Here is a 21,704-nt window from a genome sequence, read left to right as displayed (position 1 = left end):
TTTTGTCAGCTTTTCTGAAAGAGGCTCAGATCTACCTATGTTTACCGGCATCAGCATCGTCAAGTTATTCAAACCAATCCGTAAGGTCAACGTTAAGAACATCATTCTATTTCTTGCCATTCTCGGCCCGGGCATTATTACCGCTAACGTCGATAACGACGCCGGCGGAATTACCACCTACTCCTTGGCGGGCGCACGATACGGTTATGGACTTTTATGGGTAATGATCCCCACGACAATCGCCCTTGTGGTGATTCAGGAAATGTGTGCACGAATGGGAGCCGTAACCGGCAAGGGTTTGTCAGACCTTATTCGTGAGTCATTCGGGGTAAAGGTAACCTTTTACGTGATGATTGCCCTTCTTTTGACCAATATGGGGAATTCCGTATCTGAATTTGCAGGGATCGCCGCCAGTCTTGAAATATTCGGTATCAGCAAGTACATCTCGGTCCCTATCAGCGCGGTTCTGGTCTGGCTGCTGGTGGTCAAAGGCTCTTATAAGGTCGTGGAGAAGGTCTTCCTGGTCGCCTGCATGGTGTATATCGCTTACCCGATTGCCGCATTTATGGCCGGACCGCAATGGAGCACAATTCTGAAAGCGACCGTAGTTCCGACATTTCAAGCCGACAGCGGTTACCTGATTACCATGATTGGCGTTGTTGGAACAACGATTGCGCCATGGATGCAGTTTTACCAGCAATCGGCGGTGGTTGAAAAAGGGATCACCATCGATCAGTACAGTTTTTCGCGGCTGGATGTCATAGTCGGTTGCCTGATGGCCATTGTGGTAGCCTTCTTTATCGTCGTGGCCTGCGCTTCTACCATACACATGCAGGGTTTGAAAGTTGAAACAGCAGCAGATGCTGCCATTGCCCTCAAGCCTCTTGTAGGCAACTATGCATCGACACTGTTTGCATTTGGACTGTTCAACGCATCCCTGTTCGCCGCATGCATTCTCCCACTCTCCACTTCCTACTATATCTGCGAAGGGATGGGCTGGGAATCAGGAATTGACAAGGATTTCAGAAAAGCTCCCCAGTTTTTCTGGCTGTTCACAATAATTATAATCATCAGCGCGTTGACCATCCTGACACCGAATGCACCATTGATAATGATCATGTTTCTTTCACAGGTGGTCAACGGTGCAGTACTTCCCTTCGTACTCATCTTCATGCTTATTCTTATAAACGACAAGAAACTGATGGGAAACTATACTAATGGCCATGGTTTTAACCTTGTGGCATGGCTAACGGTTATCGCCATGATCGTTCTGACCCTGTTAATGACCATAGACCTCATATCTCCGGGAACAATCGGAAGAATTTTTGGATTATAAGAAAATTTCCCTAAAGTTCTTTTTCCATCAGCCGAAAAGTATTAACAAATGGACAGCAACAACTGAAAAAAAATATTACATGTTATTGACAAGGTAAAATACCGTAATACAATAAGTTTACAATGTTCTCTGAAAACAGCTCTGGAATACAGGTAATCGCAGAAGAGGAACCTGACTATTAATTAAATGACAACATCTTCGAGTACGGACGCGGTGTGCAAGCCCTCTTTGGAGAAGGAAGCCTGAAGCGTTTTCTTGGAAGATAATTGAAAAAAGGTCAGCGGCTCAAACAGCATACGGTATTTTGGAGCAACCTATTAATTGGTGTCACTGGGAATAACGCGAAAGCGAATCGTCTCATTCGTCAGGCGCGTAACAACCGCTCGAAAAAGGGGAAACGAACAGCCAAACCTGATTGTGTGGTCGCTAAAGAGCATACCATCAGGCGCTGAACAGTTTCTACCGACGAATAAGAAAAAAGCATTCCTCAGTTACATCCAATTACAACAAAAAAGCCCGGAGATTTTTCTCCGGGCTTTTTTGTTGCAGAAACTATATTGTATCTACTCCGGCGGCACGCCCGCCTTTGCGGCAGACTCGTTGAGAGCATCGAGCTTTTTCCTCAATTCCGTCAATCTGTGCTCGATGTCCTTTACAGTATATTGAAGACTGAGATACTCTGACCTGGACATCTTGCTTGAATCCTTCAAACGTGCCCTCGTATCGTCCAGCTGTTCTTCGGAAGCTTTTATATCAGCTTTAAGCTTCCCGAAATCGGCTTTCCAGGCAGCCTCGTCCTTCCCGCCGTAAACCGCCTTCTTTTTCCCTTCTTTTCCGGCAGATGCGCTCTCCTTTGAGTCGTCCTTTTTATCCTCACCCTTTGCCTTACCCTTCGTTGACTCATCAATTTCCGTCACCTGCGGAACATTGCCCTCGTCGCCACCGAGCACCTTAACCTTTTTACGGTATTTTTTCGGAACGGAACCCAGGTCATCCGCGAAATTCACAGTTCCTTTGTCATCCACCCACTTATAGGTTTCTGCAAGCGCTGGAACAGCAAATAGAAGTATGATTGCTACAAAAATGCTCCTCATGTTCATTTCCTCCGACAATGTGATTCTACGCAAGTATCTCTATAGTTAGCCAGGGGGCCAGGTTAAATGCCTCCCGGCCAGAAAATGGAAGTGGACGTGAAATACCGATTGACCGGCGCCGGCATTATTGTTGTTGACGATGCGGAACCCGTCTGCGGCAACCCCCTTCTCGCGGGCAATGGTTGCCGCTACGCGAAAGATATGGCCGATCAGCGCGTCGTCCTCGGGCTGCAAATCCAGTGAATTCGCAATATGTTTTTTCGGCATTATAAGGAGGTGAAGCGGCGCGACCGGCGCAATATCCTCGATGGCTATGACCAGGTCATCCTCATAAACCCTCGCTACGGGAATATCACCCCTGATTATCTTGCAAAAGATGCAGTCTTCCATGCGTCCCCCCATCCCTGTATCCCGCCGAACTCTCATGTACTTATACTCCGGCGTTATTCAATTTTCAAGTAATACTGCTATTATTCAGTGACGTCACTCACACGTCGACCGTCCCTTTTTCTCCAGATAAATGAGAAATTCCTTGTTCCCCTTAGGCCCCAAAATCGGCGATTCGGTAATACCCTTGATGGTCAGGTCCAGATCTGCAGCCAAGACAGTTATGGCAGAAATCACCTCGGCATGTTTTTTTTCATCACGCACCACCCCACCCTTCCCCACTTCGCCACGTCCCACCTCAAACTGGGGCTTAATCAGGGCAACCACGACTCCGGTATCGCTTATCAGGCGGATCGTTGCGGGGAGAACCTTGTCAAGAGAGATGAACGATGCGTCGATGACAGCCATGTCGGGTATCTCCTCAAGCCTATCCGGCTCCAGGTAGCGAATGTTGGTCTTTTCCAGATTCACGACCCGTTCATCCTGGCGGAGTTTCCAGGCAAGCTGCCCATACCCGACGTCGACGGCAAAAATCTTTTTTGCCCCCCGTTGCAGCAGGCAATCGGTAAATCCGCCGGTGGATGCGCCCACATCCATGACCACAAGACCGTTCACGTCGATGGCAAACTCATCGAGCGCCTTTTGCAGCTTAAGGCCGCCGCGACTGACAAATGGATGAACCTCTCCTTTCAACCGAATCTCAGCTTCAAGCGCGACCATCTGCCCGGCCTTGTCAGCAAGGTGGTCGTCCACCACTACCTGGCCGGCCATTATCAGCGCCTTCGCCCGCTCGCGGGATTGCGCCAGCCCACGGTCCAGCAGGATTTTATCGAGTCTCTCTTTAGCCACGGTCAACCTTTTTCAGCACTCTATATATCCGCATTCTGCGTACAGGGATTATACATACCTTTAAATTATTAAGTTGTCGAGTTGATAATTCTCGGCCGCTCAACTGCTTTTGTACAGTGCGTTAAAGGGTGACGCCTGTTTCTTTCGACAGTCCGGGTTTACCCGCTACGCTGGACAAGAAAATGGGGCGACTTGAGAGCCGCCCCGTAACAACTAAATAGCACCCGTCAATAGTCCGAATGCATTTTCTCTCCAGCACTCGCACTCAACAGGGATGAACTGTACTACTTCCAACAACCTTTGGTCGTACGTATCTCATTTTTATCACCGTTAACGTCACCTCCTTTAACGCCGTAATATCGGTAATCACCCTACATTACCAGCACGCTGCTATCAGGGGCAGGTACCATCCACAGTTGAGAAAGCCGGAGTAGAAGCACCCACCGTATTACTGTACGCCGATTCATCCGAGCCCTTATAAGCCCGCACACGGTAAGTATAGGTTTTCAAAGGTTCTATGGCGGTAGTATCGGTGTAAGTGGAGATATTCGGCAACGTTGTAACGAGCGCCCATTCCCCACTCAACAGTTGCCGCCAGACCTCGAAACCGTCCGGGGTATCACAGGGATCGGGCGAGCAAGCTGCCGGATTGTACGTCCAGTCAAGTTGAATTTTCGACGAATTAAGGGGGGTGACCGCTGTCAGGATTGGACCGCCCACAGCCGGTGTTTTCAGACATACCGTATTGCTCGGCGCCGAATCGCCGCCGGTCGCGTTCCAGGCCATGAGCTGGTAACAATACTGGGTGTCTTCCGTCAAAGATGCATCAGGAAATGAAGTGTATGCCGGCACCAGGGTCGGGCAGCCGATGGTTGGTGTCGAATAATACCCGCAGTAAAGGGTTGTATATACGATAGACAAGTTGTTTACTTGGCTCCATGGACCACCCGTGCCGATCGACCGCATGACCTTGTAGTTTGTGGCGCCAAGAACGACCTGCCAGTTGAGGTCGATGCGCGCTTCCGTTACCAGGTTGAGCGTAACTATCGGTGCCGACGATGTCGTGGTTGCAGACAGCACGTTGCTCGGGGCGGAGTAGTAGCCAATGCTGTTCCTGGTGGATACCCGGTAATAGTAAAGGGTGCCGGCAGACAGGCCGGTATTGGGATAGCTCGTCGCCCCGGTAGCCGGCGTGGCGATCTGGGTCCAGGTGATGTTATCGAGACTGCGCTCAACCTTATAGCCGACATTGCCCGCCACATCATTCCAGGAAAGGGTGATCTGACTCGTGGTAATCCCTGTGAGCGTATTCAGGGTGGGAGAGGGAACGGGAAGTGTTGTGGCGTTCAGCACGTTACTCTGGGGCGAGGAGTAGCTTCCGGCGCTGTTTTTAGTGGACACCCGGTAATAGTAGATCTGGTTGGGCATCAGATTGCTGTCGTTGTAAGTAATCACGTTGGCAGCTGGCGTGGCAATCTGCAACCAGGAGATATTGTTCGTGCTCAGCTCCACCTTGTAGCCGTTGTTCCCAGTAACGTTGTTCCAGGAGAGGCTGATCTGCGACTGGGTGACGCCGGTCAACGCATCCAGGGTCGGCGCAGGAAGGAGGGTCGTCTGGGTTACTGCGGTACTCCAGGGAGATGCTCCCGCAGAATTGGATGCATTTATCCTGAAGCAGTAGCTGGTTCCTTCCGTAAGCCCTGTAACGGCAGTGGATGTCGTGTTCGCGGCCAACGGTGTGGAGGAGATGCCGGTCCAGTCCTCGGTGGTGCAGCTTGCTCCTGAAAGTGCTTTCGTCTGCATGTTGTAAGCGGTCTCACCGTTAACATTGCCCCAGCTCAGGTTGATTTGCGATATGGAAACCACGGAGGTACTCAGGCTCGGCGTCGAAGGAATTGTCGTTGCCATGATTTCGTTGCTGTATGGCGAAAAGCTGCCGTCGGGAAGTTTGTAGCGTATCTTGTACTTGTAGGTATAGCCGACCGAGAGCCCGGTCTTGGGATACGACGTTGAATCCGCATCAAGCGGTGTTGCTGTCAGGTTGGTGTAAGCATTCCAACTCCCGGTGGAGGGACTGGCCGGAGGACTAGACGGATAGGTAGCTTGGCTCTGCCATACCTCGTAGCCGGTCTCGCCGCTCACGTCGGTCCATGCCAGGTCAATCTCGCTCTGCGATACGGCGCTTACGGAATCAAGCGTCGGCGGCCCATAGAGGGTGATGCACGACTGGTTGCTGTCAGCGTAACTGGTAGCGTTATAGGGCTCTACATTGAAGCAGTACTGGGTGTTGAGACTCAAGCCGGTGACCGTGTACGTGGTTGCCTGCTGTCCTAACGGCAGGCCGGTGCCGGTCAGGACGGCGCCATCCTTGATCACCCGGTAATTCGTCTCACCAAGGATATCGCTCCAGGTAAGGGTGACGGTGCTGCTGGTGGCCGCCGTCGCAGTTAAATTCGTGGGCCCGACGAGGATGGTGGTGCCTGCCATAACGGTGCTCGGGTCGGAGTTGGCACCGGTGAGTGTCGCCGTCACCCGGAACCGGTAAGTGCGGCCAGGGGTCAGGCTGGCGATAGTGGCGGTGGTAGTATTGGCCTCATAGGTCACCGGAGTCCAGGCGCCCCAATACGGGTCATAGTTAACATTGGCACACGTGTTGGGATTGTTTTGGTTGCAGGCGGCGTACTCGGCGGTGACCCCTGTCTCGTTGCCGTTCAGGTCGGTCCAGACCAGTGCGATTTGGGTAGAGGATGTGGCCGTCGGAGTGCTGAGGACCGGGGTCTTAAGCTTGGTCATGGTCGACTGGACAAGACTGGGGCCGGAGTCTCCAGTAACACTTACTGCCTTGATTCGGTAATAATAGAGAATTCCCGAGGAGACGGTGGTGTCCGAGTAACTTGTGGCATTCGGGGCCGGTGTGGCGATTTGCGTCCACGTCGTATTGTCCGGGCTACGCTCCAGCTTGTAGCCGGTGGCTCCGGTGACAGCAGGCCACGACAGGTCTACCTTGGCTGACGTTATTCCCGTGGGGGCATTGAGCACAGGAGCAGCCTGGATGGTACTCGCCAGAGAGGTGCCGGCGCCGCTGATGGTGCTCACCCGATAGAAATATACGGTTCCGGAGGTCAAACCTGTGTCGTGATAGACGGTTGTGTCGGCGGCAAGATTCCCCCCCACCTGGGTCCAGGTAATGCCGTTAGCGCTCCGTTCCAGCTTGTAGCCGGTGTTTCCGGCAACGTTGTTCCAGCTGACATCTATTGCCGTAGCCGATACTGTAACTAACTGATTCAGGGTTGGCGTCGGCAATGTGGTAGTTGTACATGATATGAGCTTTCGGGAAATGAGGCTCCCATTAAACGCCTCGATCCGGTAGCAATATTGGGTACCGGCATTGAGCCCGCTATCCATATGACTGGTAGTGCCGGGTGAAGCGGTATTTATGAGGGTCCAGGTACTTGAAGGAGTTACCGGCCCAAGGGTCCTCTCAATGAGAAAACCCGTGCCGCTGGTGTTGTTCCCCCACGCAAGGTCGACCTTGCTGTAGTCGGCCGGAGAGGTGGCGGTGAACGGTGCGGGGACGAGGATGTAGCTGTTGGTCTGTTTCAGCACCACGTAGTCCGCGTTGCCGCCTGCGTTGGTGGAGTACCCGGCGATGAACGCCTCCCCCTGGTAATTGGCGGCGATAGAGCTCGACTCATCATTACCGTTAGCATCCCCGTTAAATAAGGTCGCCCCAAGAAAGGTCCCTTCATAGTCATAAATGAGGGAGAGGATGTCTATCGCGCTACCGTTGCCGGTGCTGCCGGCAATGTAGATATAACCGGATGAATCAACTGCCATGGCCGTCGCAAGGTCATCATTGGCAGGCCTCTGCAACGTTTTCTGCCAGATCACGTCGCCGGCCGGGTTATACCTGATAAGGGCGACGTCGTGGTCACCGGGATTGGTAAGGCTGGTTCCGGCAACGACGATGGCGCCGTCGATGGGGTCAACCTTCACTGCCACCGCCTCGTCGTCGCCGTTGGCTGGTCCATCGAAGGGCCGCTCCCACAACCTTTGTGCCGTTGCGCTCGTACCACTATATTTGATGGTGTAGAAATCCTTGTTCCCGGCTGCATTTGTTGCAGAACCTGTAACATAAAGATCTCCGGACGCATCTACAGCAATGGAGTTACCCCGGTTATCCCCTTCCGCCGTCACGCTGTATATGTCGGACCAGAGGAGTGTTCCGTTTGCCCCGTTGTACTTTGCCGTGAAGAAGTTATAGATGTTCGAATTCGAGGCTGACTCGCTGTATCCGGTGACGTAGACACTGCCGTCCGGCCCTACTGCTACGGCGCTCGGAATATCATCTCCGTCGCCGTCAAATGGTGTGGCGGCCCAGGCGGCAATAGCATTGCCCATCTGATCAAGGAGAGGCGATGATGGATATTTTATGACATAGATGTCTTCATTGCCTGCCGCGTTCTTACCGTAGCCGATAACCACGATATTGTCGGACGCGTCGGTAGTGGTGGCAATAGCCGTAGCCCGATCGTCGATGGCTCCGGGACCGTTGTACTGGGTGTGCCATGTCTCAGGAGGACCAGTCGTCGGATACTTGACGGTGTAGATGGAGTTGATGTTACCTTGGGCAGGGGCGTAATACAGTTGAGAGTATCCGGAAACAACGGCACTGTTGTTACTGTCCACCGCCACGCATTTCGCCACATCCATCTCGCTGTCAGGATCATCGTAGAGGTGACTCCAGATGACGCTCTTGTCCGCCCGGTTCAACTTGACCGTGTAGTAATCGAACCCGCCGACAGTGCGCAGACTGTAACCGGTCACCACCGGATTGTTGTCGGGACCGACGGCAATGGCATTGGCAAAATCGTCCATGTTGTCCGGGCTGTTGTAGAGATAGCTCCAAGCCGGTGGAAGGAAGTTCACGACCACGGTCAGGGCGTGGGCCTCGTTACTGTAATGGGAGTCGCCGTTAGCGGCGCTGTACGAACGGATCCGATAGTAATAGTAGTTGTTGGCGGCAAGCCCCGTGTCGGAATAGGTGGTTGTGTTCGGCTCCACCGTGGCGATCTGGGCGTAGGTTCCGTATTCTCCCAGTTTCCGCTCGATCTTGAAGCCGTCCTCGTTGCCGGAATTGTCCGTCCAGGAAAGCTGGATGCTCGTGTTGGAAAGGGAGGTCGCTGCGAGGTTCGTCGGAGGATTCAACGCCCCCGGATCGTACTTGATGACGTAATAATCCAGATCGTTTGCGCCGCTGTCGCTCCATCCCGTCACCAGCACATCTCCGGTTGACGTGACCCAGATCCCCACCGGCCGGTCGTTCGCGTTGGCCGTGCCGTTAAAGCTCTGCTGCCAGAGCTGATTGCCGTTGTCCTTTTTGTACTTGATGGTCTGGAAGTCATAGTTCCCTGCTGCCACGGTATAACCGGTTACGAACACATCACCTGAAGGGTCCACCCCGATGCCGGTAGCGATGGCCAAATCCGTATTGCCGTTGCCGGAATCAAATAACTGTTGCCAGACGAGGGCGCCGGTGCCGCCGTTATAGCGCGCGGTATAAAAATCGTTGGTCCCGGAGAGGGTCCAGGTATAGCCCGTTATATAGACATCACCCGTTGCATCAATTATGAGTCCGTTCGGTTCATCGTCGTAGGCGCCATTATAAGTTTTACCCCAGATGATCGCGCCGGTGGCGCCGTTGTATTTTGCGGTGTAAATATCCAGGTCTATGGCGTTTGAGGCAGAGCCGGTAACGACCACGTTGCCGGCTGCGTCCATACTGGTCTGCTTGCCGATGCACGTACCTGCGCCGGTCGAATAACTTTTTTCCCACAGCTTGGCTCCGCTGAAGTCGTACTTCACCGTAGCCATGTCGAATGCAGTGCCGTTCCAGGATTGTCCCGTCACGGCGACGCCGTCAATCCCCACCGCCAGGGATGTTGCCTGGTCGATGCCGTTGGCGGCCCCATTATAGGCCGCCTGCCAGACTGGGGTACCGCCGGGGGTATACTTGAGAACGAGGTAATCGTCATTGCCATCGCCGTTCTGGGTGTAGCCGGCCACGTAGACGTTATCGAGGCTGTCCACCGCGATCGATGCGCCGATGTCGTTGCCGTGCGCCGAACCGTCATAGGTTTGTTGCCAGATGACCGCGCCGGTGGCGCCGCTGTACTTGATAATGTGAATGTCCTTGTTGAGCCCGTTCCAGGCAAAGCCGGTGACGATGACGTCGTCGTTCGAATCCAGCGCAACCGCCGTGGCCTGGTCGGAACCGCCTGCCTTGTCGTACGAAGCTCGCCAAACGACACCGCTACCGTCGGCCTTGAACTTGACGGTGTAGTAGTCATCATTGGTGTCACCGGTCAGATTCTGATAGCCGGTGATGATGACACTCCCCAGAGAATCCACCCCAGAAGACTTCGACTCCTGCTTCCCCGCTTGCGCATCGCCCTTCTGCCAGACGATGTCGCCTCCAGCAGCAAAAGCCTGACAGATGACGCCAAGGAAAATAAAGCAGGCCAGAAACATGCCCAGCCATTGCCTGGAGATCGCTCCACAGATATTCTTTGCCATAATGGCAGGGACGATTTGCCTCATCGACGTATCTCCGGATAATTTCGACTCCTTGATTTTAAGACCTATGCTTACCATGGCGTCACCGCATTCCAGCTGTTGTCCGGCCAGGCGCCGGTCGGGTGGCAGTTCACCCCTGCCTGCTCGAATCCGCGCGGGAAACTGCCGCTGCGGACTTGCTGATCGTCAAACCAATAATAGAAAGCCGCGCTGTTGGAACCCGCCTGCCCACCTGACGCCACTCTCCCACGGTGCTTGAAGTCGAGGCAGTTTGTCATCATGAGACGGGGGAGGCCTGATGCATGGGGCATGTGGCATTTTGAGCATGAATAAGAATGCTGGGTGTTCGCCCCCCATCCCTTGACCGATTCGTGGATCCGGTCCACGCTCTTCCATGGCTGGTTCTTGTTGATGCCGTCAGTCAGGTTGTTCTTGTAATGACAGCGCAGGCAAAGCCCGGCGAACCGGCTGTCGTCTTCGCTTATCCGCGCCCCGCCAAACGTTTTCTGATCGGTGTAGACGCCGGGTGTGGGATCAGGGACCGGCTGACCGCCCGGAGGGTTATTGGTGTCCAACAAAGCCGCATCTTCCTTGTATGGCGAGGTCATCCAGGTCCCCTTCAGCATCGGGATGGCATAAGCCTGTTTCGCACCCAGCGACGGACTCACCCCGTGCGGATCGTGGCACGGCGTGCAGAGACCGTTGATCTTGTTCTGTGCGGCCGTCGTATGGTTCAGGAAGCTTGACGCTTTGAGGTGACCACCCGCAGTCGGCTTTGTTTTATATGGATACCGCTGCATGTAAGCAGGCGTAGCAGCGCCAAATCTGTCCGGATCCATATACTCCTTGATCGGCGCAGTCGCGCCGAAGGTTGATTGATACCCCCATGGGGTGATGCCCGCATTCTGGTTCATGTGACAGTCGAAGCATTGACCGGCCCCGGCATTGTAAGGATTTACTGCTCCTGTAGCGGCATTGGCCGATGCCTTGTAGCTCATGCTGTAGCCACCCTTGCCGGCCTGGGTCTCCTTCAGGTTCGCTCCGTTCTGTGTGCCGTTGAAGGTGACATAGCTGGAGGTAACCCCCACCACCTTGGAGCCGTGGGAACTGTGGCAGTCGAAACACTGCACGTTCTGCCCCCCGCCGCGCGTGTTCGGAATCGCTGCGTCGAAACCGTTGGCAGGATCATAGCCACCCTGGTTGGATGCTGCATTGCCGTGTGCCGAGAAAGCCTTGATGACCTTGTCTTTCTGGTTGGCGCTAGGATAGGTGGTGGAGTTGTACTTGCCCCAGGTAGTTGTACCTGTCTGTGAATAGCGGGCAGCGACGCTCTGCAGATCCCAGGCATACTGCCGAGGCGTCTTGCAGTCGTTGAACGGCTGGGTATCGTTGTTCTGGTCGCTGTGACAGCTGATGCAGACGTTGGTCAGCTTGGCCGATTCGGTCCTCTCGTTGGCCGTGCCGATGTTGCTCGCCAGGAACTGAACTGCGGTCGTGTATAACTTGTAGATGGACGGCCTGACGCCCGGCCCCCATACAACGAGATCAACTGAAGCATTCTTGACCGATGAATAGTTCTTGTAGTTATACCCCCTGTGGTGTTTGACATCGATGAGCCCTTCGGGAGTGGACTCCCAATGGCAGGAGTAACAGTGCTTGTTGGTGACCGTTACACCCTGGACGTGATGGGAATTGGCCTTCATCTGCCCCATGACATCCATACGCATGCCGATGGTGCCGCTGTGGCACTTGGTGCAGTCCCGCGGCAGACCGAATGCCGAATGGCGCGGCACAGGCTTGTTCAGATGACAGGTATTGCACGGCTGGTCATCGGCATGGCTGTCGGTGAATCGATGTTCGTGACAGGTGGTACAGACCCTGCTGGCGTTGTGGCCATCGCCGCCATCGACCCGGTAATGCTGGCTTCCCGCGGAATGACAGACATTGCAGATACCGTTGTAGGGGGCGGTGATTCGGGCATAATCCAGCCCGCTCTGCTTTCTGGTAAAGACCACGTCTGCCCTGGTCCGGGGAATGCCGAAAGTGCCCTCTGTGGAAGTGGCGACCTTGTTCTGAATCATGTAGATGTTGCTGTCGCCGTGGGGGTCGTGACAGTCCCAGCAGAATTTGCCACCCTTCCAGATGCCGTCTTGCAGGTATTCCCGGTTGTGCTTGTAGCCGAAGTGGACCGATGATGCCCGCGCTATCTGGGGCTTGATGAATCCGGTGCAGGGGTCGAAACCGAGGGTGTACTTCATGGGATTGTCGGGCGGTGCCGTATGGCAACTTGTGCATTTTCCGCCGGTATCGTCGTCGTGGCACTTCAGGCAGACCCCCATCATCGTGTACTGATTCTTCACATCGGTCTGCTGTGCGGCCGACCACCCCCCTGCTCCCGCGTTATGCCGCTTAAGGTCATTAGTCGGATCAGCGGGATCAACATAATGGCAGGAAGAAGTCAGACATGACGTGCCACCTCCGGTCATGCCCCTGTGGTCCGGACGGGGTGCAACAGTGCCGTCAGGCCATTGTGCGGAAGGATCTTCAGCTAACGAGGTAAGCTGTGGCGCCAGGGACTCGCTATTGTCATGACAGGAAAGGCATTCGCTGTCGAGCCCGACCATATGGCAGTAAACACACTCCTTCTCGAAACGATTGGCGAACTGGGCATGCTGTCGCAGTCGGAATGGATTGTTCGCGTCATTATGAAGCACATTATTGTCATGGCAGTACCAGCAGGGATTACCGGGGAAGTTGGCTGCCGGATTGCCGCTGGACGGATACGGACCGGCAGAAGTAGGCCTGCCATGGCCGTTGGTCACCCATTCGGTCAGATTGATCTTGGTCTGGGTACTGTATATATTGAAACCGAAACTGTCCACATCAGGACCCGTGGTCCCGTGACAGGTCAGACAGATGACCGCGCTGTTGACCGACCCGCCCCACTGCGGATCGGTACCCCCCGAATGGCAGGCGGTATTGGAGCAGGTTTTGTTGACCTGGTTATACGAACCACCCTGTTTGAAAACCACATCCTTGGTTTTGTTGACGTGGAAGTTGCCGTTCAAATGGGATACTTCGGTCATGCTGCCGGCAGGAATGCCTGCGGCGTGGCAATCGGTACAGATGCCGTTGGTTATGGTCGCCGCATGGCACTGGTCGCAGGTAAAATTGGTGTCCGTGTGACGCTGGTGGGAGTTGGCCCGGGCCGTCCCAGTACCCTGGTTGGGGAACATGGGGGTCGCCGCCTTCCACTCCTGACCTGCTGTCCAGCCGGTTTTGATGGTCCATACCTTGCCTGAAACGTCAACCCTGCCGTCGTGACAACCGGCATTGGAACACGTTCCCCGCGGATGGCCATGACAGCTGTTGCAATCGGTTTTGGGTGCGGTCCAGGCAAAATGGCGAACGTCTTCAGGGTTTGTAGTACCGTCGCTGTGACAGTAGACGTTGTCACAGACCTTGTCGTTCGGGTCGTAGCCAGGTGCAGGTCTGCCGACGATCGCCCATTGCGGGGCGATCACCACATCCTTCACGCCATTTACATGCCGGGTCCTGTCGATGATGTTGCCGGACGAATCAAGCGTGGCGTTGTGGCAGTAGCTGCAGGGATACTTGCGGATCCATTGCGGACCTACCAGTCTGCTATGGCCGTTGGAGGTCATATTCAGGTAGGGAGTGCAGAACCCCTTTGCGGCATCCCAGGTCCCGCCCAACTGTGCGCAGTCAGTCGCCGTGTTGTCAACCGTCCGCCCCCTATGGCAGGAGTAACATTTCATCGACGCGGTATCAGTCCATTTAACGGGAATCGTTGGAGGACCACCGGCAGCGTTGCTGTGGCAATAGGTATTGCTGCAACCTTTATCCGTACTGTTAAAGTTTCCGCCTTCCTTGAAAACTATATCTTTAGTTTTGTTGACATGCTTGGTTATGTCAACGATGGCGTCGTTACCGCTTACGGTCCCCTTGTGGCAACGCTCGCAGGTAAAGGCGTAGCCTGAATTGCCGGTATGTTTCCCATGTCGGCCACTGAGGCTTGTGGTATCGCCGGCACTGTCATGGCAGCCTGCGCAATCGAGCGTTCCACCCCACACGGCCGTGGTTTTCGCCACGCCGCCACTGCCGTCGCTGTGACAGTAAAGGTTGGTGCAGGTGCCGTTTCTCGAAGGATTCCGGCTGGGAAGATACTCAGGATAGCTGACAACGCCGCTATAACTGCCGTTGTCATTGGGGGCGGCTGTGAACTGAACAATTAAGGGACGTTTGCCGGCGCTGGTGGCATGGGCAAACGGTTTGGCTTCGCTGGTGTGATCGATGTGACACTTGCCGCAACTGCCGGTGTCCGTGCCGAAGTAATCACCGTGCTTTTTGCCGGCGCCGCTTGACGCTGGATGATTGCCGTCTCCCGGCGGCGAGACGTGACACGTGCTGCATCCGGCCGGTGCAATCAAAGATGCGCTCCCCCAGGTCGGCGTCACTGACTCGAAATGGCAATTGGCATTGGTACAGGAGCCGAGCGAGGGAGATGGAGTCTGGGGAAAGGGAGTGGTGTAATGGTTGTATACGGCGGGCAAGGGAGAGTTCTTGATGTTGTTGGATAGTTGTATCAGCCCGTCCCGGTGGCTGGTGGTATATGCACCGCTCCCGGGATGGCAGGGTGTGCAACTCTCGCCATTGGCATTGAGAGGAAGATGGTTGCGATGGGTTCCCTGAAATCCGCCGGTTGAAATGTTTCGATAAGAAGCATCAATAGGCCGGTAGTCTCCTGTGCTTCGTGTCCCATGACAGTCGTAGCACACCAATGACGCTTCCGCCGTTCCGGCTGACAAAAACATGGCCGACAGCAACATGGCCCAAATCATGGCCAGCCAACCCTTCCCCTGAACATTGCTCAAGGTACACCCCCTGTAAAAAGCCGTTCCGTACGCCATATTTCAAGCTTAAAATGGACTCGACGTACGTGCCCTACAACAAAGTTGCAATTGCAATGCCGTTGAATATATATAAATCTATCTTTCCTATGGTGGCAACAGCCGTGCAACGGGGCGAGAGATTAAGATGGGTGACTTTGAAAGGGATGATACGAAAATGTAATCAAACGTGGTGGGATAACTGAGTCATGCTGTAATATAGCTGCAATCAGCTCAAGACATTAATTAACAGCCACAAACAGCAACAATGGGACTTCCATGGGGGAACAGCTAAAAACCATGCGGTCATTCAGAGGATCACCTCGTCCGGCAGTTCATTACCGATGTCCGTCCCTTTGGGAAAATACCGTCCGAGTTCCTCGCCGCATGATGCGATAATGGCACAAAGCGCTGAGCAGGCCCGCCCGCCTCTGATGCCGGCGGCCAGATCAGCAGCAAGACTCCCCCATGATTCGGGCCTGATCCGTGCATTAATGCCCCGGTCGCCCAGGATCCAGACCTTTCGTTCCAGAAGTGAGATGAATATGAGAACACCCGTCTCATCCCTGGTGCGATAAAGACCCTTCTCAAAAAAGGCCTTTACCGCCCTGTTGCGGACCGCTTCGTTCAGCCTTCTTCGCCCGGCAAAGGCAAGTTTCAGACGGGGGAAACGGACAAAAAGAAAGAAAGCGGGAAGGCCCAGCAAAAAGACGAGAGGAATATAAGACCAGATCGTCACGTGACGGATGATTATGGAAACGACGAGGGCAAGGAAACCGGAGAGAAACATGACGCCGAGGAGTTGTGCCTCACGGTAACTGTCGCTCTCAGCCACGACCATTGTGGCAATCTCTCCTGAAGTGCCGGCCTCGGCAGCAGCCACCGCCTGGCGGATACGCTCCTTCTCCTCTGCAGTGAAAAAATCTTTAGTTTTCTTGGTTATCATATCTTGTACCTATGGGAAAATGCGTGAACAACCCATCAAATCCAGTACTGTCCGGTTAGATATTTGCACATAAGGCCAACGTCCTATATTGCCTTTTGTTTTCCATCGTAGGGGCGCGGCCTTGGCCCGCCCTTGTCGTCAAATCCGACCTTGTTGCTCTATTCACACCAGTCAAAGGCGGGCGGGCCAAGGCCGCGCCCCTACAGAAACCCTTTTTTTACAAAATATCAGCCTATGCAAGTTACTAACCGGACACCGCTGCATCAAATCAGAACATTCGACAGCTCGCACCCGCTATAATGTGCAATCTACCAGTCCCCGGAAGCTCCGCCGCCGCCAAAGTCGCCACCGCCGCCGGAAAAACCGCCCGAATCGCCACCGCCGAATGATCCGCCGCCAAAACCTCCCCCGATAAACGGCCCGCCGAAAAAACCGCCGCCGCTAAAGAGGAAACTCAGCAAGAGTCCGAGAAAAAATCCTGCCACAGCCGATAACGCCAGTATCAGCAGCGACAAACCGGGAAAGGTAAGGAGCGCAATAATGGGAAATCCGACGGCGCCGGCGATTCCGCCCAGCACTTTGGACAACGCACCCAAAAACACAGCGGCAAGACCAACAAAAATAACGAGGGTAAAGACGGGATGGGCGCTCTTCCTGCCGTGGCGCAGGTCACTGGATGAAGCCTTGTACTCACCCTTGGCCACGGCCATGATGGCAGTAACGCCGGCTACAACTCCGCCGTCAAAGTCGCCTTGCTTGAATCGAGGAACGATTTCTCCCCGAATGATCCGGCCGGAAACCAGGTCGGTCAATTTTCCTTCCAATCCCCTTCCCACTTCGATCCTCAGTTTTTGTTCCTGCTTTGCGACCAGAAGCACTACACCGTTATCCACACCCTTTTGCCCTATTTTCCATGTCTCAGCCACCTTTATGGAAAATTCCTCCAGGTTTTCACCCGCCAGTGTCGGGATGGTCAGCACGACAATCTGGGTGGAATCGCTCTGTTCAAATGCGCTGAGTCGTTGTTCAAGCTCCTGGACGGTAGTTGGCGACAGGATTGCGGCGTAGTCGTTGACATGGCCTCGAAGAGGAGGAACATCGAGGCCGTAAGCCATGCAAGGGGCAAGCAGAAGCAGAATGAGGATGAGGATTTTTTTCATAACCATCCTGACTGTTTCCCTTCCCTTTAAGGGAAGGGGTGGGAGGATGCTTCGAACATGTCATTATCAGATTGCTAAAATTTGATCTTCGGCGCAACTTTTGATCCTTCTTCAGCCTTGAACGGCTCCTTGCGCGTCAGGTGGAGCAACAGCGAATTGGTCATAGAGTTAGGAAATGTCCTGATGCTGGTGTTGAAATCCTGCACCGCCTTGTTGTACCTGACCCTGGCAACATTGATCCGGTTTTCGGTCCCTTCCAGCTGGTTTTGCAGGTCGAGAAAGTTCTGGTTCGCCTTCAGATCCGGGTACTTTTCCACGACAACCATCAGACGGGAGAGCGCGCCGGACAACTGGCCCTGTGCCTGCTGAAACTTGTCAAAAGCCTGGGGGTTATTGAGCATCTCTTTTGTAACCTGGACGGAACCCACCTTTGCCCGCGCCTCGGTAACTGCCTTCAAGGTTTCCGCCTCGTGCTTTGCATATCCCTTTACCACCTCGACGAGATTGGGAATAAGATCGGCACGGCGCTGGTAAGCAGCCTCCACATCCCCCCATGCGGCAAAAACCGCCTCTTCCCGGGCTTGCATGGTATTGTAGCCGCAGCCACAAAGGCTTGATAGAGCGAAGGCTGCGAGTAATACGAGCAAAAGTCTCTTCATAACCCCTCCTCAGTTCGATATAATAGAAATTTAAACACAAGATGTTGATTTGTCATCATCTTTATAAAGTATTTTCATGGCAATCAGGAACGAATAACAGACAATAGAAAATATGTTAGCGACAATGAGAGGTGTATCACCGATCACAAGGCCGTAAATGAGCCACAAGACCATGCCGATATTCAAGAGAACCGGTTGCCAGATGGAGATATCACGCGCCTGCCTGGTGCGGTATGTCCTGACGACCTGCGGTATCGCTGCAGCACTGGTTAAGGCTCCTGCGAGCAGACCTAGATGCGTTATATTCATGAGCCTTTTTTCCCTTTGAATTCTGAGGCTGCCCAGTCAATCTGGGACATCATACCGCGTAAAACCGCAACTTCCCGTTCATCAAGCTCAGCACGTGAATAAATGCGGCGCAAGGTGCGCATAAGATGGGCAGGGTTTTGCGGATTGAGAAAACCGATACGCAACAGTGTCCGCTCCATCTGCCCATAGAGCGACTCCATGGCTGCCGAACCGGCAAGCGGCCTGGGTTCGGAAGCAGGTGAAACGCCTTTGTCCTTGAACAGTTCGTAACAGAAGATCAACACCGCCTGGGCAAGATTCAGCGAACCATAATCATCGGCGGTGGGGATGGTCGACTGCCAGCGACAGACGGCAACTTCGTCGGTAGTCAGGCCGCTGTCTTCACGGCCGAAAACCAGGGCTACGCGATGCATGCCTGCCTGCGCGTTAACCCTGGCCGCTATTTCCTCAGGGGTCGATATCTCCTGCCTGTATTTTCCATGCCTCCGCGTCGTAGCCACGGAGATTTCGCAGTCCTCAAGGGCCTCTTCGAGGCTTGAAAATATCCTGGCGCTGTCCAGAAGATCCCGGGCAGAAACTGCGAATTTCAGCGCCTCGGGATGATCCACCTGGCAAGGGTTCACCAGACGCAGGTCTGTAAGCCCCATGTTCTTCATGGCGCGGCAGACCATGCCGATGTTGCCCGGGCTCTGGGTCCCCACCAGAACTATGGCGATTGTTCCCTTAGAATCCATCTATCTCTACCTTTTCATTGTTTGGTTTTGACCACCTACATCAACCATCAACCACCCTTCCTCATTCTCCTCAGACGCGCCATAGCAGGTCTTCTGCGCCACCAGGCATGGACAAAATGCGACAGCCACATGCAAGCGATGAGACAGAGCAGAGCCAGCATCAGATACGGCTCGTACCGCTGCACATCTTCGACAAAAAGCGAAGCACTCTTACCGAACAGATAACCGGCAAGTGAAAAGACAACCGCCCAGGTAAAGGCGCTGATCAGGTTTAACCAGAGAAAGCGCAAGGCTGCGAGATTGGTCATCCCCAGGATAATGGGAAGAATAATACGGAAACCATATGTATAACGTGAAATAAAGGCGACAAAGGTGCCGTACTTCTCGATCAGCTTGAGGGCCTTGCGGAACTTCCTGGCTATGGAAGTAAAGATTTTCAGGAGCAACGGCCCTTTCCAGCGTCCCAGATAGAAATAAAACTGGTCACCGAAAAAAGAACCGGCAAAAGCGGTAAAAATAACGCCGAAAATATTCAAATATCCCTGAAATGCGAATAAACCGGCCATGATGAGGATTGCTTCGCCCTCAAGAAAGGTGCCGAGGAACAGAACCCAGTAGCCATGCAACTCAAGGTAGTCTTTGAGAAATTGCTGCACTACTCCTCCTGGGAAACAGGTTCGAGGTCAAAGGTTCGAGGAACGAGGTTAAAGGATCGAGGACTGATCTTTTTCCTTATGCCTCGCTCCTCGTTCCTTTTTCCTCGTTCCTTGTCCTTACATCCGGTAACGGGGATTGACGCCGACTACCTCAACCATCGGACCGTCTTCCAGAAGCTCCAATTCACCGGCATCATCTTCATATTCGGCTTCGCCGACCGCCCAATCGTAGAGTTTTTTCGAATCCATCATAGTCGGCTTTTCCGGAATACCGTAAACCCTGTTCTGCATTGACTCATCGGAGAGTCCTACGCAACCGTGCGAAGCAGGTTTACCGGGAAGATCGCGGGCATGAATCCAGTACGATACGTTATCCGCCCCGACATGAAAACGGATGGCGTTATCCATGGGATACTGGGCGGTCTGATCTTCTGTTTTGTAAAGAGACGATGTATGGTTGCGATGCCGCGCATCAACCTGATATACGCCGACGGGGGTTTCATGGTCCTTTGCTCCGGTCGCGGCCGGCATGGAAAACTTGAGCTTGCCGAATTCATAAGCGCCCATCCATTGTTCATCTAGACTTATCAGGATGTACTTCTCGTGACGTTTGGCCGGCTCATACGTCAGCGGCATCGGCGTATATTTCCCGGCAGAAGCGATATCGAGCGGTTCCTTGATCGTCATGCCGGGATAGACGTGTCGGCGGTCTATCCTGTTAAAGCGGGCAACGGTGGGCCAGTCCTTGCCGTACAACGACTCCAGAGTGTCCTGAGGCTGGATGAACCGCGCTTTCCAGGGTATATTATCGAGACTTGGATATTCCACCCTGGTCAAATTCTCTTTCGCCGGATCCCGGGGATTGGGACCCGGCTCGGAGGTTGCGCCGGGTTTATAGACAACAATAGCGGACAACAGAATCAAGACGATAAAAAACAACAACTTGCGCAACATGATTTAATCCCCTGCTTAAACGACTAATGGGGCCTCAGCCCCATTTACCATACAACTAACACTTTTCAGCGGTGCGGTCAAGAAAAAGGGGGCTCATGCCCCCTTGCCGAACCTCTCCGCCAGAATCTCGTCGACTGCGCTGTACGGGTCCTTTTGCCGGGTCATCATCCCGTCCACTATCTCGCGGAACCTGCCGTTCATCTTGATATGGCCGAAGACCTCGGCAAAGAGACGATCCTTCAGGATTTCCATGAACAGGTTGGCATTTTTTTCCTCCAGCAGATGCGAGATTGCGCCGGAAGAAAAGAGATAGCTTCTGTGTGATTCGATTTCCTCTACCATCTCTTCAATGCCGACATTGCGCTGTGCTTCAGTCTTCAGCACCTTCGCCTGCCATTCGCCGCTCTTGCTCGGCTTCATATCAAGCATGTTGGCTAACTCGCGCACTGTCCGGTCAGCCCCTTCACGATCAGCCTTGTTCACCACGAAAACATCGCCGATCTCGAGGATACCGGCCTTGATGGCCTGAATATCGTCCCCCAGCCCCGGCACCATGACAACTACAGTGGTATGGGCCATGCGGACGATGTCGATCTCGTCCTGGCCGACCCCGACCGTCTCGATGATGATGACATCCATCCCCATGGCATCCATGACATTGACCACGTCGCCGGTGGAACGGGACAGGCCGCCCAGATAACCGCGAGTTGCCAGGCTGCGAATAAACACCCCTTCGTCATCTGCATGACGGTTCATGCGGATCCGGTCGCCGAGAATGGCGCCGCCGGTAAAGGGACTGCTCGGGTCAATCGCCACAACCCCCACCCTCTTATTCCTTTTGCGATAGGCTGCTGTGAGCTGGTCGACGAGGGTCGACTTCCCTGCACCGGGAGGACCGGTCAAACCGATGATAAACGCTTTGCCCGTATGGGGATAAAGGGTTTTCAATTCCTCGACGGCACTTCTGAGACCGTCGTCTATATCCCGCATCAGCCTCGCCGCTGAGCGGATATCGCCATCAAGTATCTTTTCAGCTAAAGACATGAGCGCACTTCCCTTTCCAGACGCAATTTCTTATACAATAGCACTACCCCTATAAAACTATAGGAGCGAAACCCGCGTCGCACTTCTCCG

General features: G+C 54.0%; 14 protein-coding genes and 1 other RNA gene. 2 read left to right on the top strand and 13 right to left on the bottom strand.

From position 1 onward, the window contains the following. Positions 1 to 37: 37 nt before the first annotated feature. Together GURA_RS10340 and ssrS are read left to right on the top strand one after the other, a co-directional pair. Positions 38 to 1,336 carry an Nramp family divalent metal transporter gene (locus tag GURA_RS10340; RefSeq protein ID WP_011938933.1) on the top strand — a complete coding sequence of 433 codons (1,299 nt, stop codon included), beginning with the start codon at positions 38 to 40 and terminating at the stop codon, positions 1,334 to 1,336. A gap of 135 nt (positions 1,337 to 1,471) precedes the next feature. Further along, a non-coding RNA gene (gene ssrS / locus GURA_RS23420) (6S RNA) lies at positions 1,472 to 1,651 on the top strand. Positions 1,652 to 1,899: 248 nt separating this feature from the next. Here ssrS and GURA_RS10335 read toward each other — a convergent pair. The 13 genes from GURA_RS10335 to meaB all read right to left on the bottom strand — a co-directional run bounded on the left by GURA_RS10335 (position 1,900) and on the right by meaB (position 21,614). Continuing rightward, positions 1,900 to 2,430, bottom strand: coding sequence for a DUF4124 domain-containing protein (locus GURA_RS10335; protein ID WP_011938932.1), 531 nt, complete (start codon positions 2,428 to 2,430; stop codon positions 1,900 to 1,902). 45 nt (positions 2,431 to 2,475) lie between these two features. Beyond that, positions 2,476 to 2,820: a histidine triad nucleotide-binding protein gene (locus GURA_RS10330; RefSeq protein ID WP_041245390.1), complete on the bottom strand. Its 345-nt coding sequence runs from the start codon at positions 2,818 to 2,820 to the stop codon at positions 2,476 to 2,478. A 93-nt stretch (positions 2,821 to 2,913) separates the two neighbouring features. Further along, the gene (locus GURA_RS10325; RefSeq protein ID WP_011938930.1) at positions 2,914 to 3,666 is read right to left on the bottom strand and encodes a TlyA family RNA methyltransferase; all 753 of its coding nucleotides are present in this window, start codon (positions 3,664 to 3,666) and stop codon (positions 2,914 to 2,916) included. A 393-nt stretch (positions 3,667 to 4,059) separates the two neighbouring features. Continuing rightward, a complete protein-coding gene (locus GURA_RS10320; RefSeq protein WP_011938929.1) occupies positions 4,060 to 10,266 on the bottom strand; it encodes a fibronectin type III domain-containing protein in 6,207 nt (2,068 codons plus the stop codon). A 47-nt stretch (positions 10,267 to 10,313) separates the two neighbouring features. Then, on the bottom strand, positions 10,314 to 15,104 hold the full coding sequence (locus GURA_RS10315) for a CxxxxCH/CxxCH domain c-type cytochrome (RefSeq protein WP_011938928.1): 4,791 nt from the start codon (positions 15,102 to 15,104) through the stop codon (positions 10,314 to 10,316). A 358-nt stretch (positions 15,105 to 15,462) separates the two neighbouring features. Then, complete coding sequence (locus GURA_RS10310) at positions 15,463 to 16,098, bottom strand: TPM domain-containing protein (protein WP_011938927.1); 636 nt, start codon at positions 16,096 to 16,098, stop codon at positions 15,463 to 15,465. Between the two features lie 308 nt (positions 16,099 to 16,406). Beyond that, positions 16,407 to 17,258, bottom strand: coding sequence for a TPM domain-containing protein (locus GURA_RS10305; RefSeq protein WP_041245389.1), 852 nt, complete (start codon positions 17,256 to 17,258; stop codon positions 16,407 to 16,409). A 74-nt stretch (positions 17,259 to 17,332) separates the two neighbouring features. Then, complete coding sequence (locus tag GURA_RS10300; protein WP_011938925.1) at positions 17,333 to 17,917, bottom strand: LemA family protein; 585 nt, start codon at positions 17,915 to 17,917, stop codon at positions 17,333 to 17,335. Between the two features lie 30 nt (positions 17,918 to 17,947). Beyond that, a complete protein-coding gene (locus GURA_RS10295) occupies positions 17,948 to 18,226 on the bottom strand; it encodes a SemiSWEET family sugar transporter (protein WP_011938924.1) in 279 nt (92 codons plus the stop codon). Further along, entirely contained in the window at positions 18,223 to 18,960 is a 738-nt protein-coding gene (locus GURA_RS10290; RefSeq protein WP_011938923.1) for an RNA methyltransferase, read from the bottom strand. Before GURA_RS10290 ends, GURA_RS10295 begins: the two co-directional genes overlap by 4 nt. 47 nt (positions 18,961 to 19,007) lie before the next feature. Then, positions 19,008 to 19,616, bottom strand: coding sequence for a DedA family protein (locus GURA_RS10285; protein WP_011938922.1), 609 nt, complete (start codon positions 19,614 to 19,616; stop codon positions 19,008 to 19,010). Between the two features lie 117 nt (positions 19,617 to 19,733). Beyond that, the gene (locus tag GURA_RS10280) at positions 19,734 to 20,570 is read right to left on the bottom strand and encodes a L,D-transpeptidase (protein ID WP_011938921.1); all 837 of its coding nucleotides are present in this window, start codon (positions 20,568 to 20,570) and stop codon (positions 19,734 to 19,736) included. Positions 20,571 to 20,663: 93 nt separating this feature from the next. After that, complete coding sequence (gene meaB, locus GURA_RS10275) at positions 20,664 to 21,614, bottom strand: methylmalonyl Co-A mutase-associated GTPase MeaB (RefSeq protein WP_011938920.1); 951 nt, start codon at positions 21,612 to 21,614, stop codon at positions 20,664 to 20,666. Positions 21,615 to 21,704: the final 90 nt, after the last annotated feature.

It is taken from the genome of Geotalea uraniireducens Rf4, assembly GCF_000016745.1.
In the GTDB taxonomy this organism is placed as follows: Bacteria; Desulfobacterota; Desulfuromonadia; order Geobacterales; family Geobacteraceae; genus Geotalea; species Geotalea uraniireducens.
The sequence above is the reverse complement of the archived record's forward strand: the minus strand, read 5'-3'. Positions and strand labels throughout refer to the sequence as shown.

What these genes read in the sequence shown, in the direction of transcription:
- GURA_RS10340 (WP_011938933.1), top strand. Translation starts at nt 38, where the DNA reads ATGTTTACCGGCATCAGCATCGTCAAGTTATTCAAACCAATCCGTAAG.
- GURA_RS10335 (WP_011938932.1), bottom strand. Translation starts at nt 2,430, where the DNA reads ATGAGGAGCATTTTTGTAGCAATCATACTTCTATTTGCTGTTCCAGCG.
- GURA_RS10330 (WP_041245390.1), bottom strand. Translation starts at nt 2,820, where the DNA reads ATGGAAGACTGCATCTTTTGCAAGATAATCAGGGGTGATATTCCCGTA.
- GURA_RS10320 (WP_011938929.1), bottom strand. Translation starts at nt 10,266, where the DNA reads ATGAGGCAAATCGTCCCTGCCATTATGGCAAAGAATATCTGTGGAGCG.
- GURA_RS10315 (WP_011938928.1), bottom strand. Translation starts at nt 15,104, where the DNA reads ATGATTTGGGCCATGTTGCTGTCGGCCATGTTTTTGTCAGCCGGAACG.
- GURA_RS10310 (WP_011938927.1), bottom strand. Translation starts at nt 16,098, where the DNA reads ATGATAACCAAGAAAACTAAAGATTTTTTCACTGCAGAGGAGAAGGAG.
- GURA_RS10305 (WP_041245389.1), bottom strand. Translation starts at nt 17,258, where the DNA reads ATGAAAAAAATCCTCATCCTCATTCTGCTTCTGCTTGCCCCTTGCATG.
- GURA_RS10300 (WP_011938925.1), bottom strand. Translation starts at nt 17,917, where the DNA reads ATGAAGAGACTTTTGCTCGTATTACTCGCAGCCTTCGCTCTATCAAGC.
- GURA_RS10295 (WP_011938924.1), bottom strand. Translation starts at nt 18,226, where the DNA reads ATGAATATAACGCATCTAGGTCTGCTCGCAGGAGCCTTAACCAGTGCT.
- GURA_RS10290 (WP_011938923.1), bottom strand. Translation starts at nt 18,960, where the DNA reads ATGGATTCTAAGGGAACAATCGCCATAGTTCTGGTGGGGACCCAGAGC.
- GURA_RS10280 (WP_011938921.1), bottom strand. Translation starts at nt 20,570, where the DNA reads ATGTTGCGCAAGTTGTTGTTTTTTATCGTCTTGATTCTGTTGTCCGCT.
- meaB (WP_011938920.1), bottom strand. Translation starts at nt 21,614, where the DNA reads ATGTCTTTAGCTGAAAAGATACTTGATGGCGATATCCGCTCAGCGGCG.